Genomic DNA, 16809 nt, shown 5'->3' with positions numbered 1-16809 from the left:
ATGAAGTTATGTTTCCCACGCTACGGTCAAAAGAGTGAGTTTTGGGGCAATTGGGGAGGAATTGTCATAACGGTTTGGGAAAGCGGGGAGCCCGGCCTCCCCCGGCGGGGAGGAGCCTAGCGCCGGACCATCTCCAGCGACTTCAGCCTGACCTCGCCGGCCTCGTCGGAGGCGCCGAGATCCACCACCGCGAGCAGCTGGAAGGCGTTGTCCCCCTCGGGGTCCTTGATGATCTGCCGGGCGCTCCACTCCCGGCCCTCCTGGGTGAGGGTGAAATATTCGCCGCTGCGGGCGTCCGTCCCCGTGTCCAGGTCGGCGTACTCGTCGAAGTAGGCGTCCAGCTCGGCTCCCCAGTCGGGTTTGTCGGCGCGCTCGAGATACTCGGTGAGTGCGGACAGCCGATCCTCCTTCTCCCAGGCGAAGAGCTCCACTAAGCGGAACATGAGGTTGCGCACCATGATGGTGAAGGCGCGCCTGTTCGAGGTGAGCGCCGTCGGGTCCTCCAGTCCGAAGGCGAGTTCGCGCTCCAGGGCCTCCTTGGAGATGGGGGCGTCCTCGTCGCCCATCTGGGCCCACTCGTCGATAAGCGAGCTGTCGACCTGGCGGATGAGCTCGCCGAGCCACTCGATGACGTCCTCGAGCTCGTCGTTGAGCGCCTCCAGGGGGACTGACTGGCGCAGGGTGCGCCACGCGTCGGTGAGGTAGCGCAGCACCACACCCTCCGAGCGGGCCAGCCCGTAGGTGGCGATGAGGTCGGAGAAGGTCATCGCGTGCTCGATCATGTCGCGGATGACGGATTTCGGGGAGAGCTCGAATTCCTTGGCCCAGGGGTGGCCCTCGGCGAAGGTGTCGTAGGCCTCCTCGAGGCTTTCCTCCAGCGGCTTGGGCCAGGTGATGTCCTCGACGATGGCCATGCGCTCGGTGTAGTCCACGCCCTCGGCCTTCAGTGCCGCGATCTCCTCTCCGCGGGCCTGCTTCTGCTGGGCCTGGAGGAGGGGGCGGGGGTCGTCGAGAATCGCCTCGAACGTGGAGATGACGTCGAGGGTGTAGGTCTCGGATTCCTTGTCCAGCAGCGTGAGCGCGGCCAGGGCGAAGGGGGAGAGCGGCTGGTTGAGGGCGAAGTCGCGCTGCAGGTCCTCGGTCAGGTGGTAGGGGCGGCCCTCGCCGTCCCTGCCATCCGGGCCGTCGGCCTTGACCACGATGCCGGCGTTGAGCAGGCCCTTGAACAGTTCCAGGGTGTGCAGGATGTCGCGGTTCTGCTTGGCGCGGGTGTCGTGGTTGGTGCGCAGCAGATGCTTGAGGTGGTCGTAACCGTTGCCCGGGCGGGCGATGACGTTGAGCAGCATGGAGTTGGTCATGCGGAACTGGGAGCTCATCGCTTCGGGGTCGGCGGTGGTCAACCTTTCATAGGTCTTCTCCGACCAGGTGACGTCGCCCTCGCGCGCGGCCTTCAGGCGCAGCTTCTTCAGCTTCTTCGGGTCGGTGCCGGCGCGTTCGCGCAGGCGCCAGTTCTCGATCTCGTGCTCGGGGGCCTCGACCACGACGGTGCCCTCGGTGTCGTAGCCCGCGCGGCCCGCCCGCCCGGCGATCTGGTGGAACTCGCGGGACTTGAGGATGCGCTGGCGGGTACCGTCGTACTTCGCCAACCCGGTCATGAGAACGGTGCGGATGGGCACGTTGATGCCCACACCCAGGGTGTCGGTGCCGCAGATGACCTTGAGAAGGCCGGTCTGGGAGAGCCGTTCGACCAGGCGGCGGTACTTGGGCAGCATACCCGCGTGGTGGACGCCGATGCCCCGGCGCAGCAGCCGGGACAGTTGCGTGCCGTAGGTGGTGGTGAAGCGGAACGAGCCGATCTCGGCGGCGATCCGGGCTTTGGTGTCGTCGTCGATGATCTTCAGGCTGGTCAGGGCCTGGGCCCGCTCGGTGGCCTCCCGCTGGGAGAAGTGCACCACGTAGATCGGGGCCTTGCCGCCCTCGAGCAGCTCCTCGATGGTCTCGTGGACGGGGGTGTAGACGTAGGAGAAGTCCAGCGGCACCGGGCGCTCCGAGCCGGCGACGAGGCTGGTGCCGCGGCCAGTGCGGGAGGTCAGGTCCTCCTGCAGGAAGGTGGTGTCGCCCAGGGTGGCGGACATGAGCAGGAACTGCGCCTTCGGCAGCTCCAGCAGCGGCACCTGCCAGGCCCAGCCGCGCTCCGGGTCGGAGTAGTAGTGGAACTCGTCCATGACCACCTGGTCGATCCTGGCCGAGGCACCGTCGCGCAGCGCGATGTTGGCCACGATCTCCGCGGTGGCCGCGATGATGGGTGCCTTGCCGTTGACGGTGGCGTCACCGGTCATCATGCCCACGTTCTCGGGGCCGAAGATCTCGCACAGGGCGAAGAATTTCTCACTCACCAGCGCCTTGATCGGGGCGGTGTAGAAGGAACGCTGCCCGCGGGCCATGGCGATGAAGTGCGCCGCGTTGGCCACCATGGACTTGCCCGAGCCCGTCGGGGTGGCCAGGATGACGTTGTCCCCGGTGAGGATGCCCAGGGCCGCCTCCTCCTGCGCCGGGTACAACTCAATGCCGCGGGTGCGGGTCCAGGCGAGGAAGGAGTCGAAGATCGACTCGTCCAGGAGGGACTCGGGGACATCGGTCAGGTCGGGGAGCATCTGGGCGAGGTTCACCCAACCAACCCTAGTCTGCCCCTACCGGTCGTCGTCGAGGTCCTCGTCGTCATCCGGCCCGAGGTCCTCGGGGTAGACGTCCTCCGGATCGGAATCGTCCGGCCCGAGGTCCTCGGGGTAGACGTCCTCCGGATCGGCCTCCTCCGGCAGCTCCTTCGGGCCACCGACGTCCTCAGAGGAGTTGGCAGCCTCGGTGGAGTCCAGGGCGGCGAGGAAACGCTCGAATTCTTCGCCGATCTCCTCTCCCGTGGGCATCTCGTGCTCACCGGGCAGCATCGCCTTCGGGTGCGTGGAGCGGTAGCGCTCCAGCTCCTCGTCGTACTGGTTCTCCAGGAGGTGCACCACCTGCTGGATTTCCGAGGAATCGTCGACCTGCTCCGCCAGCTGGCCGGCGACGCGCGACATGTCGTTCTCGATCGCGCGGAGCGGGAGGGCGAGTCCGGCGGCCCTCGCGACGGCGTCGAGAAGCTCGTGAGTGGCGGCCGGGTACGGGGAGGCGGCGAGGTAGTGCGGGACGTGCGCGGTGAAACCGGCCACGTTGCGGCCGCGCTTGTGCAGGGCGCGCTCGATCATCATCGACGCGGAACCCGGCAGCACCACCTTGGAGTCGTAGGTGAACATGGAGTTCACCAGTGCCGGGGTGTTGCTGTGCGCGGAGACCACCAGCGGGCGGGTGTGCGGCACGGCCATCGGGGCGGAGTAGAGGCAGATGGTGTTCTCCACGCCGAACTTGTCCGCCAGATCGGCCACCGCCTCGGTGAACGCCTCCCACCGCAGGTCCGGCTCCGGGCCGGAGAGCAGCAGGAAGGAACGCCCCTCGGTGTCGCGCACCACCCGGATGCCCAGGTTGAGGCTCTCCATGCCGGTGATGCGGTGGTTGTCCATGGTCACCGCGGGGCGGCGGGAACGGTAGTCGATCAGTTCATCGTTGTTGAAGGACGCCACCGGCCGGGAGTCCAACGCGGCCAGCAGATGGTCGGCGCTGGATTCGACGGCGTGGCCGGCGTCCGCGTAACCCTGCAGCGCGACGATGAGAGTAGGCCCGCCGGCTGGATCCGCACCCACCTCCGGGGCCGGGTATTCCAAGTCGTACATGCGGCGCTCATTGTCCTGCATACCCATCATCCTCCTTCGCTGATCTTCACAGATTCGGGGTATTACCCAGTGCAACGCTGACCCCCGCGACATTAATCCCGGGCATCAGCCCGGGGGCCGCCGCGGAGGCGAAAAACGTCCCCCCAGTCTAACCGCACCATCCTGCCCCATCTGCCAGCGCACCGCCACGGCGCGCTTCCCGGGGTGTGGACAACCACCCGCCATCCACAGGTGCGGGCGCGGCGGACGGGCGGTCCCTCGCGCCGGGGCCGGGCGTGGGGGAGTGTCGGAGGCATGACAGCGCTCAGCTCACCAGGACAACTCGCCGCCAACCTGCCGGGCATCCTCGGCTTCTACCCCCACGATTCGGTCATCTTCGCCGCTTTCGACGCTACCGGCGCGGGCCACCGCTTCCGGCTCGGTCCCGTCATCCGGCTGGACATCGACGACCTGCGCCACCTCCCCGACGTCGCCCGAGCCCTCGAACAGTCCGGCGAGGAACTGGTCTTCGCCTTCGTGGTCACACGCCGCGGCGAGGAGGAGGTCGAGGACGTCCTCGACACACTGTTCGCACTGGTCCGGACCTCCGTCATACCGATCCACGCCTGCTGGGTGACCCGGGAGATCCTCACCGGCGAACCGGTCCAGCTCGCCTTCGGCCCGGCACCCCGGCCCGGCGAAGAAGCCTGGTCGGAAGAATGGCTCGACGACGTCGTCGCCCCTGTCGCACAGTCGCAGGCCATGTCCGCGCTCCTGGCCAACGGCATGCTGCCGGATCTCAACCGGGAGGAGACCTTCGAACAGTTCGCCCGCTTCAACCCCTCCTTCACGCCGGAGGAATGCGACCAGCTCAGCGACTTCGCCCACCGCCACTCCCGGGAACTGCTGCGCGCCCTGGATCGCGGCGAGGACCGGATCTGGGGCAGCTTCGCGGGGGCGGTCGCCGACATCGGACTTCTGCTCACCGAGATCGACGAGCAGGACCTCAGCGTCGCCGACCTCATGGCGGACGAGGAACCACTGCTCACCGTCGGCGCCATGCTCGGCAACGCGACCCTCCGCGACATCCTCATCGAGGAGGTCCTCCGCCAGCCGGCCCCCGCTGCCGGCCTCCTGCTCGCCGCGGCGCGGACCTTCGACGGGTTCATCCGCTCCAACGCGCTCGCGCTCTACGCCCTCTGCGCGCTGGAACTCACGCTCTCCATGCGGGCTATGCCCGCACTGTCCGCGGTCCTGCTCGAGGATCCCGGGCATTCGTTGTCCGCCCTGCTTTTCGACGCCTGTCGGGCCGGCGCCTTCGACACCCTCCTGGAGGCGGTCCGCGAGGGCTCACGCCTGGTGCGCGCCGCACACGGCGTCACTGACGGCGTGGGGCTGGAGGCCGCCTGAATCAGCGCCGGGCGGACCAGGCCCGGTCGCCCAGACGGCTGGTGAAGGCCCAGGCGTCGGTGACGATGGTCTCCAGGTCCGTCCGGGCGGGGTCCCAGCCGAGCTCCGCGCCGATCTTCTCTGATGAAGCGATGAGCACGGCCGGGTCTCCGTCACGGCGCGGCGTCACCTCCGCGGGGATCGGGTGGCCGGTGACCTTCCGGCACATCTCGATCACCTGCTTGACCGAGTAGCCGTCGCCGGAGCCCAGGTTGTAGATCCGGTGGGTGCCCGGCCGGTTGCTCTCCAGGGCGAGGACGTGGGCGTCGGCCAGGTCGCGGATGTGGATGTAATCGCGCACCGGGGTGCCGTCCGGGGTGGGCCAGTCGTCGCCGAACATGGAGATCTTCTCGCGGTGGCCCAGCGCCACCTGCAGGACCAGCGGGATGAGGTGGGTCTCCACCTCACGGTTCTCGCCGATGTCCCCGTATGCGCCCGCGACATTGAAGTAGCGCAGGCTCGTGGCACCCAGACCGTGGGCCCGGGCGTATGAGGTGATCGCGTGGTCGATGGCCAGCTTCGTCGCCCCGTAAGGGTTGGTCGGCGCGGTGGGCATGTCCTCGGTGATGGGGACCTGCTCCGGCTCGCCGTAGGTGGCCGCGGTGGAGGAGAACACCAGGTTGGCGACATTGTGGGCGCGCATGGCGTCGAGCAGCACCAGCGTGGTCACCACGTTGTGCTGCCAGTAGTCCTCGGGCCTGACCATGGACTCGCCCACGAGCGAACGGGCGGCGAAGTGGATGACTCCGTCGAACCCGCCCTCGGCGAGGACACCGTCCGCCACGTCGCGGACATCCCCCTCCACGAGGCGGGCTCCTTCGGGAACGGCAGCCCGGTTGCCGGTGGAGAAGTTGTCGACGATCACGACCTCATGGCCGGCTTCGACGAGCACCTGCGAACACACGCTGCCCACATAACCGGCTCCGCCGGTGACCAGGAGTTTCATCTGCAGTTACACCTTCTCCACGCGGACCGCGTGGGCCAGGTCAGGGTGGAGCTCCACCTCGGCGCCGCCGGAGCTGATGGTCACGGTGCCGTGCCGGTGGGTGACGGTGACGGTGGCCCCGACGGTGATGCCGGCCTCGTACAGCGCGGCGAACTGCGGCTCGTCCACCTGCAGAATCTCGTTGATCTGAAGGATCCTCGCCTCCACGGGGTGGTCCGCGGGCAGATCCACCGCCCGCACGCCGTGCGGGGCAGGGGCGGAGGCGGCCACGCCGAGGTCCGCCAGACCCGGGATGGGGTTGCCGAAGGGGGAGCGGGAGGCGTCCTCGAGCACGGCCACGAGACGCTGCTCGACGGCCTCGCTCATCACATGCTCCCAGCGGCAGGCCTCGTCGTGCACCTGGTGGATGTCGAGCCCCAGGATGTCGGTGAGCAGACGCTCGGCCAGGCGGTGCTTGCGCATGACCGCAGTGGCCAGCTCGCGGCCCTCCGGGGTCATCTCCAGGCTCCGGTCCGGGCGGAGGACGACGAGGTTGTCGCGCTCCATCCGGGCGACGGTCTGGCTGACGGTGGGACCCGACTGCTCGAGCCGCTCCGCGATGCGGGCCCGGAGGGGAACGATGCCCTCTTCCTCGAGTTCATAGATGGTCCGCAGATACATCTCTGTGGTATCGACCAAGTCCTTCACGTCAGGAGAACCTTTCTGCAGTATGTCCCGGCAATGGGTAGAAGCCTACCCCAAGAAACCCGCCCTCCCCGGAGTACGGGGAGGGCGGCAGGGCTGGACCGTCGGACGGGGCCGGCGGGAACATCACATGGCGTACTCGCGCAGACGCTCAGCCCGGTGGCCGTCGCGTAGCTTGCTCATCACCTCGCGCTCGATCTGACGCACGCGCTCGCGCGACAGACCGAAACGGCGGCCGATCTGGTCCAGGGTGCGCGGCACCCCGTCGTCCAGGCCGTAGCGGAGACGGATCACGTCCTGCTCACGCTCCTCGAGGGTGCCCAGGACTTCGCGGATGTCGGAGTGGCGCATGGTGGCCACGACCGCCGACTCGGCGTCGGTCGCCTCGGCGTCCTCGATGAAGTCCCCCAGGGGGGCCTCCTCGTCGGCGCCGACAGGCATGTCCAGGCTCACCGGGTCGCGGGACTGGCGCAGCAGCATCTCAATCCGCGACTCGTCGATGCCGGATTCCTCCGCCAGCTCCTCGTTCGTCGCCTCGCGGCCCAGGTGCTGGTACATCTCCCGCTTGATGCGCGAGAGCTTGTTCACCTGCTCCACCAGGTGGACGGGCAGGCGGATGGTGCGGGACTGGTCCGCCATGCCCCGGGTGATGGCCTGCCGGATCCACCAGGTGGCGTAGGTGGAGAACTTGAAACCCTTGGAGTAGTCGAACTTCTCCATCGCCCGGATGAGACCGAGGTTGCCCTCCTGGATGAGGTCGAGCAGCGGCATACCGCGGCCGGTGTAACGCTTCGCCAGCGAGACGACCAACCGCAGGTTCGCCTCCAGCAGGTGGGCGCGGGCCTTGTTGCCGTCCTTGGCCAGCACCTTCAGGTCGCGCTTTAGCGCGCGGGTCAGCGGCTTTTCAGAATGGTCCAGCAGGTAAGTGGCGTACAGCCCCACCTCGATCCGCTGGGCGAGATCCACCTCTTCCTCGGCGCTCAGCAGTGCGGTCCGGCCGATACCGTTCAGATAAACACGGACCAGGTCCGCGGACGGGTTGTCGTTGGTCTGCCCACGACGGCTACCACGGTCAGTGGTCTCAACGTCAGATTCCTGGGGGGAAGGGTTGGTCATTAGGAGGCCTCCTATTATCGCCAGTCTTATGTGTTCAACGCCTCACCGACCGGTTTTGTTCCCGCCACGCCGCTAACATTCCACAATGACCGTGAAGGGGCCCTCGTTCACGGACGTGACCTGCATCATCGCTCCGAACACGCCTTCCTCGACGGGTATTCCCCGCTCGCGCAGGCCCGCCGCGATCTTCCTGATCGTCGGCTCCGCCACCTCGCCCGGCGCGGCGTCCGACCAGCTGGGGCGCCGCCCTTTGGCGGTGCGCCCGTGGAGGGTGAACTGGCTGACCAGCAGAACGGGCGCGCCAGCCTCCGCCACCCCCAGCTCCCCGTCGAGGATCCTCAGCTCCGCGATCTTGCGGACCATCGTCTCCCACGCCCCGGGCTCGTCCTCCCGGCCGACGCCGACCAGCGCCAGCAGGCCGCCGGTGCCGGGGCAGTCGATGGCGCCGACGGTCTCCCCGTCCACCGTGACCGACGCCGAACTCACCCGGGTGAGCACCGCCCTCATTCCGCGGCCTCCGCCAGTTCCGCCGGCAGCACCAGACCGTGCCGGACGAGGTCCACCAGCGCCGGCACCGCCGCCCGCACCAGTTCCTCCTCGTCCAGACCGTTGGCCAGGGCGTAGAGCCCGACCGTCTCCCCGAAGGAGAGCCCCTGGGGGTGCAGGCCGGCGACGATGGCGGCCAGGTGCTCGTCGACGTCGTGGGACCAGCGCGGCCCGTCGGTGCGCGTCAGGCGCAGCGCGGCGGGGGCGAACCCGACTCCGGCCTCCTTGTCCGCCACCGCGATCGTCTCCCGGGCGAGGCCGGGGCGGGTGAGGAAGGTGGCGTCGGCAAGCTCCTGCGCCCCGCGGCCGCGCAGCCACGCGGTGCGGGTGAAATACTCCTCGACCTCCGGGCCCAGGGGGTCGGTGAAGGACTGGGGCATGGATTCGGCCAGGACGTCGGAGGGCTCGTCGCCGATGTTGCGGATGGCCACGAAGCCGAAGCCGATGCCGCTGACCCCGTGCTCCGCGAAGTGTTCCAGCCACGCCCCGGTGCGGGCATCGCCCTCCGGGGAACGGGGATCGATCGACTCGTCCTTCAGCCAGGTGCCCACATAATGGGCGGGATCGGCGACGTCGCGCTCGATGACCCATGCCGCCACGCCCCGGTCCGGTAGCCAGGAGGCCACCCGTTGAGCCCAGGACTGTTCCGGGGTGTGCACCCACGCGGCGAGCAGGTGCGCGGTGCCGCCCGGCGCGAGATGCGCGGGGGCCCGGGAAATCACCAGCTCCGAGGCGCCGTCGAGGTTGAGACCCGAGTCGCGGTAGACATGGCCCACCTCCGGCAGCCCCACCACGAACGGCGGGTTGGCCACGATCCGGTCGAAAGTGCGGCCGGCGACGGGCTCGAACCACGGACCCTCGAGCAGCTCCACCGGTGCGCCGGCGCCGGCGAAGGTGGCCTCTGCCAGATCCAGCGCCCGGGGATGGACGTCGGTGGCGGTGATCGACTCGGCGAGACCGAACTGGCCCAGCGCCTGGACGCCGGACCCCGTCCCCAGATCCAGCACGCTGCCCACCGGGGTCACCGGGGTGGACTGCAGCAGCGACAGACTGGCCGCACCCACCCCGAGGACGTGGTCGGGGCCGGGGACGTGCCGGGTCATCGAGGCGTCGGCGTCGGAGAACACCCACCTGTCCGCCCCCACGATGATGTGCGGGCGGACGTCGAGCACCATCCGCACCGTCCCGTTCCGGTCGGCCGCGGCCGCCCCCGAATCCAGCAGCCGCGTCGCCAGGGAGGCGCCCACCAGGTCGGCGAGTTCGGTCGCGGGGAGGGCGTCGCGGAGAATGAACACCCGGATGAGCCGGGAGAGGGTCGAACCGTCGTCAGTCGCGTAACGCACCGCCGCGGGTTCGCCGCGGTGCATCGCCTCGGTGTGGTCGGGACCCAGGTGCCCGGCAATACCGCCGGCGGTGAAACCGGCGGCATCGAAGAACGCGGTCAGCTCCGGGGCGAGGAGAGTCAGGGGGGAGCGGGTCACTTGTCGTCCTTATGGGTTTCGTCGGGGAGGTCGGGCTCGTCGGTGTGGTCGATGATCTCGTGTTCGTCCGCGGCCGGATGGGAGGGGTCGGCGGGAGGGAGTTCCGGATGTTCCGCCTGTCCGAGCTGCGCGCGCCGGGCCGCCTCCGCGGCGAGGTGCGCGTTGTACTCCCTGGCCGCCTGCGGTTTGTACACGTTGCGCGTCCGCTTGTCCCGGACCTCGCCCTTGCCGTTGGCGATGACCACCGCGATCCACGGCAGCGGGATGGAGATGATGAACAACAGCCCGGACAGGAACCAGTCGCCCAGCCACAGGTAGCTGCCCGCGCTGAGGAGGAGCGCCGGCAGGCGGGCGGCCTGCAGCCACGCGTAGATGCGCTCGCGGCGGCGAAGGTCCTCGGCGGGGGAGCGGCGGGCGTCGGTGATCAGCTCCGCGCGGCGGCGGAGCCGGAACCTCCGGCCGGCCCGTGACGCGTCACCGTCGCCGGCGTCGGCGCTGGGGTCGTCGACGGTGTCGAAAGGATCCTGATCCATACAGATCAAGATAGCCCTGTGTGCCTTTTTCGGTCGGGGTGGGGCATGATGGGTCAGGTGAGAACCAGTACCAAGACCATTGAACGCACCGACATCAGGGAAGACACAGAACTCGACGACGGCACCCCGAAGTTCTTCCATTACGTCAAGAAGAACCGGATCGTGGAGTCCGCAGTGAGCGGCAACATGGTGGTCGCCCTGTGCGGCGAAACCTTCCCGGTGACCAAGCAGGCCAAGCCGGGGTCGCCGGTCTGCCCCGACTGCGAGCGGATCTACAAGGGCCTGCGTCGCAAGTGAGCGCGGGAGGCAAGGGGCAGCTCCGCGCCTGGCAGCGGTCGGCGCTGACTAAGTTCCTGCTCCACAAACCCAAGGATTTCCTGGCGGTCGCGACCCCGGGCGCCGGCAAGACCACCTTCGCGCTGCGCGTGGCCACCGAGTTGAAGGCGTCGCGCGTGGTGGACCGCATCATCGTGGTCGTACCGACCGAGCACCTGAAGAACCAGTGGTCCCAGGCGGCCGCGCAGGTGGGGCTGGCGCTCGACCCGCACTTCAGCAACGCTTCCGTGGTCAACCCCGCCTATGACGGTGTGGTGGTCACCTACGCGCAGGTGTCCATGCACCCCTACAAGCATCACGCGGTGACCACGGCGAAGCGTTCACTGGTGGTCCTCGACGAGATCCACCACGGCGGCGACGCCAAGAGCTGGGGCGACGGCATCCGGGAGGCGTACACCGACGCCGAGCACCGCCTGTCGCTGACCGGCACGCCCTTCCGCTCGGACGACTCCCAGATCCCGTTCGTGCGTTACGAGGAGGACGGCGAGGGGCACCTGGTCTCCCGCGCCGACCACACCTACGGCTACTCCGACGCGCTGGCCGACGGCGTCGTGCGCCCCGTCGTATTCCTCGCCTATTCCGGCGAGGCCCGCTGGCGGACCTCTGCCGGCGAGGAGTACGCGGCCCGGCTCGGCGAACCACTCAACGCGGAGCAGACGGCACGGGCCTGGAAGACAGCCCTCGACCCCCGCGGCGACTGGATCCCGGCGGTCCTGCAGGCCGCTCACACCCGCCTGCAGCAGCTGCGCAAGAACATGCCCGACGCCGGTGGCCTGGTCATCGCCACCGACACCAAGACGGCCCGCGCCTACGCGCGGATCCTCGAGCAGCTGTCCGCCACGCCCGTCGCCGTCATCCTGTCCGATGAGCCCGGCTCCTCCGCGCGCATCGAGGAGTTCTCGGCCTCGACCGACGAATGGATGGTCGCCGTCCGCATGGTCTCCGAGGGCGTGGACGTCCCGCGACTGGCCGTCGGCGTGTACGCCACCTCGGCCTCCACACCGCTGTTCTTCGCCCAGGCGATCGGCCGTTTCGTGCGCTCCCGCATGCCCGGCGAGACCGCCTCGGTGTTCCTGCCCTCCGTACCGGTCCTGCTGGAACTGGCAGAGAAGCTGGAAACCTCGCGCGACCACGTTCTGGGCAAACCCGACCGCCCCAAGGAGGGCTGGGACGACGAGGCGCTGGCGGAAGCCAACCGCGAAGAGAACGAGAAGGAGGAGGAACCCGCCTACGAATCGCTCGGCGCGGACGCCGAACTCGATTCGCTGATCTACGACGGTTCCACCTACGGCACTTCCACTTTCGCGGGATCCGACGAGGAAGCCGACTACCTCGGCCTGCCGGGGCTCCTCGACGCGGACCAGATGAAGGCCCTCCTGCGCCAGCGCCAGGCGGAGCAGCTGGACGCCCGGGACGCGGCAGAGGAGCGGCGCCGCGAGATTGAGGCCGCCAACGAAAAGGCGCGCCACACCGCCGGCAACCGCGCCGCGGCCGATCGGGTGGCCAGCAACGAGATCCCGCAGCTGCGCAAGGAACTCAACGCAATCGTCTCCATCACCGCCGGCCGGACGGGCCGCCCCCACGGAGCGATCCACACCGAGGCGCGCAACGCCTGCGGCGGCCCGCCCACTGCCCTGTGCAGCGCGGAGGAACTCCGCGACCGCATCGCCTACCTGCGCCGCTGGTAGCTGGAGCGGGCGGGGGGTCCCCTGATTCCCGCCAATGGCCGGGCAACCGGGGGCAGGGCGGTTAGTGTTGGGGAAACAGTTCCCCGGCACTGAAAGGCGAATCGCCATGACCACCCCGAATGATCCGCAAGAGCCCGATTACGGCGCCTACCGGTACCCCGCGAGTTCCCCGGAACCGGCGGCCGGTCAGACGCCGTCCTACGGCTCCTACGACTCCCGCGACGCCACCCCCCACGCCTACACCGGGACGACCGGCTACGCGGGCGCCGACTCCACGTGGGCCATGGCCGAGGAACGCAACCGCGTCGCCCCCTGGGCCCTGGGCCTGGGCATTCTCGCCCTCATCATGGGCGTGAGCATCTTCCTCTCGGGTTTCGCGTTCATCCCCGGCGCCATCGGCATCATCGTCGCGGTCGTCGCCATCGTCCGCGGCCGGCGGCTCGGCGCCGCTGGCCGCCGCACGGCCATGTCCGTCACAGGCCTGATCCTGGCCGCGGTCGGCGTCATCCTGTCGATCGTCTTCTGGGTCGTCGTCTCCGTGCTGGTGTCCGAGAGCGGCATCGGCGAATGCATGAACATCACCGACCCGGATGCGCAGCGGATCTGTGTCGAGGACGCCCTCAACGAGATGACCAATTGATGGCGGTGGCACTCCCGAGACACGACTACCGGCCCCAGACCACCCGCTACATCGCTCCCGACGTCGCAAGGGGAGTGGCGCTGCTGGGCATTGCCCTGGCGAACCTCCCCACCGCCTGGGCTTTCGCGCTGAACGCCGACTACGCCGTCGACTTCGGCGGCGTCCGCAGCCCCGGCTCCTGGCTGGAGAACCTGGCGGTGCTCTTCCACGCCATGTTCGTCCACGTGCGGGGCTTGCCGATGTTCACCACGCTCCTCGGTTTCGGCGTCGGCCTCATCACGATGAGCCTCTGGCGGCGCGGCTTCCCGCTGAAGCAGGCGCGTCTTCTGCTGTGGCGCCGCTACCTGCTGCTGGCCGTGGTCGGCGTCCTGCACCTGGTGTTGCTCTTCTTCGGCGACATCATCCTGCAGTACGCGGTGACCGCGCTGATCCTCATCGCGATGATCTCGTTGCGCGACCGCACCCTCATGGTCATCGCCTGGATTCTGCTCGGCCTCTCCATCGTCTTCGCCACGGCGATGGCCGTCCTCTCGCTCTACTTCCCGGAGTTCACGGCCGGCGACGGGAGCCTCATCGGCATCGGCGGCGCCGAGTCCTACCTCGGGTATGTCGCGGACAACGGCCTGTTTCTCGGCATCACCCTCGCCAACCTGCCTGTGACGGCGTTCTCGCTGCTGCCCCTGATGATCATCGGGTTCGTGTGGGCCCGCCGGGGTGTGCTTGTCGACACCGCGTCCCACCTCACCCTCCTGCGCGCCTGGGTCGCGGTAGCCGGGGCCGTGATCCTCCTGGTCGGCCTCCCGTGGGGACTAGCGGCCCTCGGCGTGCTCCCCCCTGAGTGGGAACTCCCGCTCAGCGTCTTCAACTCCGGTGTCGGCATGCTCACCGGGCCCGGCATCCTGGCCTTCATCGCGCTTGTCTTCCGGGGCACCGAGGAGTCGCTGAGCCCGTTCGTCCGTCCCTTCGTGGCGTTGGGCCGGCGTTCCATGAGCGGTTACATCCTGCAGTCGGTGCTCTTCATTCTGATTACCCAACCCTTCACCCTGCATCTCGGTCCGAACGCCGGGATCCTGGGGCAGATGGGCGTCGCCTTCGGGGTCTGGCTGCTCACGCTGGCCTGGGCGTCGGTGTGGGACCTGCTCGGGTGGCCGGGGCCGGTCGAGTGGGCGCACCGCCGACTGTCCTACGGGCGGGAAGGGTTGCCCGTGCGGTACCAGCCGAAGCAGCTGCCCGCCTGAGCCGTATCCGCTGCGCTTCCCGACGCCGAACGGCCCGGATCCCTGGGGAGGGAGCCGGGCCGGAGGGGGTGTCGAGAAGCGGGGACTAGTCCAGGTAGTCGCGCAGCACCTGCGAGCGCGACGGGTGGCGCAGCTTGGACATCGTTTTGGACTCGATCTGGCGGATGCGTTCGCGGGTCACGCCGTAGACCTGGCCGATCTCGTCGAGCGTGCGCGGCATGCCGTCGGTCAGGCCGAAACGCAGTCGGACGACGCCGGCCTCACGCTCGGAGAGGGTCTGCAGGACATCCTGCAGCTGGTCCTGGAGGAGGGTGAAGGAGACGGCGTCGACGGCGACGACGGCCTCGGAATCCTCAATGAAGTCACCCAGCTGGGAGTCGCCCTCATCGCCGATGGTCTGGTCGAGGGAGATCGGCTCGCGGGCGTACTGCTGAATCTCGAGGACCTTCTCCTCGGTGATGTCCATCTCCTTGGCCAGCTCCAGCGGGGTGGGCTCGCGCCCGAGGTCCTGGAGGAGCTCGCGCTGAATGCGGCCCAGCTTGTTGATGACCTCCACCATGTGCACCGGGATGCGGATGGTGCGGGCCTGGTCGGCCATGGCGCGGGTGATGGCCTGACGGATCCACCAGGTCGCGTAGGTGGAGAATTTGTAGCCCTTGGAGTAGTCGAACTTCTCCACGGCGCGGATCAGGCCCAGGTTGCCCTCCTGGATAAGGTCCAGGAAGGCCATGCCGCGGCCGGTGTAACGCTTGGCCAGGGAGACCACGAGGCGGAGGTTGGCCTCCAGCAGGTGGTTCTTGGCCTTGCGGCCGTCGCGGGCGATGGCCCGGAGGTCGCGCTTGACGGCGGGCGTCAGCTTCGCGTCCTTGTCGCCGGCCGCGATGGCGCCCTCCATCTGCTCCAGGCGGTGCTGGGCGTAGAGGCCCGCCTCGATGCGCTTGGCCAGGGAGACCTCCTGCTCCGCGTTGAGCAGGGCGACCTTGCCGATCTGCTTGAGGTAGGCGCGGACGGAGTCGGCGGAGGCGGTGAGCTCCGCGTCCTTGCGCGCCTGGCGCAGGGCGGCGGATTCATCCTCGTCCCAGACGGAGGCGCCTTCGTCCTCCGCGACCGTCTCTTCCTCCTCCTCGTCCTCGTCGTCCACGGCGATTGCCTCCGCGCCGAGTTCCTCCTCGTCGATGGCGACCTCGTCGAAGTCGACCTCCTCGGGCTCGACCTCGTCCTCCTCGACCTGGGCCGTGAGCACATCGGCTCCGGCCTCAGACTCGGGGGCGACCTTCGTCGCCTTACGCGCGGTCTTCTTGGCGGCCTTCTTCGCCACCGTGGTGGTGGTCTTTTTCACCGCCTTGCGGGCGGTCTTCTTGACTACCTTGCGGGCGGTCTTCTTGGCCACCTTCTTGGCGGCCTTCTTCACCGGAGTGTCGGCGGCCGACGCAGCGGTCGTCTCGGTGTTGTCAGTCGCTGCATTGCCTGAAGAATCGGTGGCTGCCACGTACGCCCTTTCGACTTGCCTACTAGTCCATGTGGAGATGGGGGAACTGCCCCGGGACCCACACTAGTGACGCAGTGAAGGTCACTGTCATCACGATCGACCGCCCAGTATAGATCAATTGAACCTGGACGGTTCACACATGCCCGGGTAAGAGCCTCTACGGGGCGAGGTGGGACGCCACTGCCATGGCCGCTCCGACGATGCCGGCGCGGTTGCGGAGACGGGCGGGGAACACCGGGGTGCCGACGTCGAGCAGCGGCACCCATCGTTCGTGGTCGCGGGAGATTCCGCCGCCCACGATGATCACCCCCGGGTTGAGCAGGCGCTCGTATTCGTTGAGCACCTTGGACACCCGCTTGGCCCACTTCTTGTAGCTGAGTTCGTCCCGGTCCTTCGCCGCGGAGGATGCCTGCTCCTCCGCCTCCTGCTTGCCGACCTTGAGGTGCCCGATTTCGGTGTTGGGGAACAAGCGGCCGTCCATCAGCAGCGCGGAGCCGATGCCTGTTCCGAAGGTGAGGAAGAGCGCGGAGCCCTTGCGGGCGCGCGGGTCCCCGAAGGCCACCTCGGCGATGCCGGCGGCGTCCGCGTCGTTGAGGACGCTGATTTCCCTGCCCCCGAGGTGGCGGTCGAAGAGTTCGTGGACGTCGGTGCCGATCCAGCCGGCGTCGATGTTGGCGGCGGTCTGCGCCACCTGGCCGCGGATCACGGAGGGCAGGGTGATGCCCACCGGGCCCGTCCATTCCGACGTGCGCAGGATCTCCGCCACGGTCCCGGCGACGGCCTCCGGGGTCGAAGGCTGGGGGGTCTTGATCTTGATCCGGTCGCCGACGAACTCGCCGTCGTCCATGTTCACGCGGGCGCCCTTGATCCCGGAGCCGCCGATGTCGATGCCGAAGCCGATGTTGGTCATGACGCCCAGC

Annotated in this window: 15 protein-coding genes; 5 read left to right on the top strand and 10 right to left on the bottom strand. The window is 68.6% G+C overall.

What is annotated here, in order from left to right; genetic code table 11:
- Window positions 1-116 precede the first annotated feature (116 nt).
- Both B840_RS07205 and B840_RS07200 read right to left on the bottom strand, forming a co-directional pair.
- On the bottom strand, window positions 117-2654 hold the full coding sequence (locus B840_RS07205) for a DEAD/DEAH box helicase (protein ID WP_042622603.1): 2538 nt from the start codon (window positions 2652-2654) through the stop codon (window positions 117-119).
- Between the two features lie 36 nt (window positions 2655-2690).
- On the bottom strand, window positions 2691-3785 hold the full coding sequence (locus B840_RS07200) for a PAC2 family protein (protein ID WP_084602853.1): 1095 nt from the start codon (window positions 3783-3785) through the stop codon (window positions 2691-2693).
- A gap of 273 nt (window positions 3786-4058) precedes the next feature.
- Between B840_RS07200 and B840_RS07195 the strand changes: the two genes are divergently transcribed.
- Window positions 4059-5153: a DUF4192 domain-containing protein gene (locus B840_RS07195; protein ID WP_042621582.1), complete on the top strand. Its 1095-nt coding sequence runs from the start codon at window positions 4059-4061 to the stop codon at window positions 5151-5153.
- A 1-nt stretch (window position 5154) separates the two neighbouring features.
- Here the strand turns inward: B840_RS07195 and galE are convergent, their stop codons facing one another.
- The 6 genes from galE to B840_RS07165 all read right to left on the bottom strand — a co-directional run bounded on the left by galE (window position 5155) and on the right by B840_RS07165 (window position 10498).
- The gene (gene galE, locus B840_RS07190; protein WP_042621581.1) at window positions 5155-6138 is read right to left on the bottom strand and encodes a UDP-glucose 4-epimerase GalE; all 984 of its coding nucleotides are present in this window, start codon (window positions 6136-6138) and stop codon (window positions 5155-5157) included.
- 6 nt (window positions 6139-6144) lie between these two features.
- Window positions 6145-6825: a metal-dependent transcriptional regulator gene (locus B840_RS07185; RefSeq protein WP_042621580.1), complete on the bottom strand. Its 681-nt coding sequence runs from the start codon at window positions 6823-6825 to the stop codon at window positions 6145-6147.
- Window positions 6826-6948: 123 nt separating this feature from the next.
- A complete protein-coding gene (locus tag B840_RS07180) occupies window positions 6949-7938 on the bottom strand; it encodes a sigma-70 family RNA polymerase sigma factor (protein ID WP_042621579.1) in 990 nt (329 codons plus the stop codon).
- A 72-nt stretch (window positions 7939-8010) separates the two neighbouring features.
- Window positions 8011-8445, bottom strand: a complete 435-nt coding sequence (gene dtd / locus B840_RS07175) for a D-aminoacyl-tRNA deacylase (RefSeq protein ID WP_042621578.1) — start codon at window positions 8443-8445, stop codon at window positions 8011-8013.
- A complete protein-coding gene (locus B840_RS07170) occupies window positions 8442-9965 on the bottom strand; it encodes a DUF7782 domain-containing protein (RefSeq protein ID WP_042621577.1) in 1524 nt (507 codons plus the stop codon). The genes dtd and B840_RS07170 overlap by 4 nt, the downstream gene beginning before the upstream one ends.
- Window positions 9962-10498 (bottom strand): DUF3099 domain-containing protein, encoded by a 537-nt coding sequence (locus tag B840_RS07165; RefSeq protein WP_042621576.1) that lies wholly within the window; start codon window positions 10496-10498, stop codon window positions 9962-9964. The genes B840_RS07170 and B840_RS07165 overlap by 4 nt, the downstream gene beginning before the upstream one ends.
- A gap of 45 nt (window positions 10499-10543) precedes the next feature.
- On the opposite strand from B840_RS07165, the gene B840_RS07160 reads away from it, so the two are divergent.
- The 4 genes from B840_RS07160 (at window position 10544) to B840_RS07145 (ending at window position 14400) form a co-directional block, all read left to right on the top strand.
- Entirely contained in the window at window positions 10544-10795 is a 252-nt protein-coding gene (locus B840_RS07160) for a DUF3039 domain-containing protein (protein WP_042621575.1), read from the top strand.
- Window positions 10792-12522 carry a DEAD/DEAH box helicase gene (locus B840_RS07155; RefSeq protein WP_042621574.1) on the top strand — a complete coding sequence of 577 codons (1731 nt, stop codon included), beginning with the start codon at window positions 10792-10794 and terminating at the stop codon, window positions 12520-12522. The genes B840_RS07160 and B840_RS07155 overlap by 4 nt, the downstream gene beginning before the upstream one ends.
- Before the next feature lie 106 nt (window positions 12523-12628).
- Window positions 12629-13162 carry a CD20-like domain-containing protein gene (locus B840_RS07150; RefSeq protein WP_042621573.1) on the top strand — a complete coding sequence of 178 codons (534 nt, stop codon included), beginning with the start codon at window positions 12629-12631 and terminating at the stop codon, window positions 13160-13162.
- A gap of 5 nt (window positions 13163-13167) precedes the next feature.
- On the top strand, window positions 13168-14400 hold the full coding sequence (locus B840_RS07145; RefSeq protein ID WP_169745266.1) for a DUF418 domain-containing protein: 1233 nt from the start codon (window positions 13168-13170) through the stop codon (window positions 14398-14400).
- 85 nt (window positions 14401-14485) lie between these two features.
- On the opposite strand, the gene B840_RS07140 is transcribed toward B840_RS07145, so the two are convergent.
- The gene (locus B840_RS07140; protein WP_308422551.1) at window positions 14486-15928 is read right to left on the bottom strand and encodes an RNA polymerase sigma factor; all 1443 of its coding nucleotides are present in this window, start codon (window positions 15926-15928) and stop codon (window positions 14486-14488) included.
- Window positions 15929-16046: 118 nt separating this feature from the next.
- On the bottom strand, window positions 16047-16799 hold the full coding sequence (ppgK, locus tag B840_RS07135; protein WP_042622601.1) for a polyphosphate--glucose phosphotransferase: 753 nt from the start codon (window positions 16797-16799) through the stop codon (window positions 16047-16049).
- Window positions 16800-16809: the final 10 nt, after the last annotated feature.

This window comes from Corynebacterium marinum DSM 44953, from assembly GCF_000835165.1.
GTDB classification, from domain to species: domain Bacteria; phylum Actinomycetota; class Actinomycetes; order Mycobacteriales; family Mycobacteriaceae; genus Corynebacterium; species Corynebacterium marinum.
This window is presented reverse-complemented; position numbering and strand designations above follow the sequence as displayed.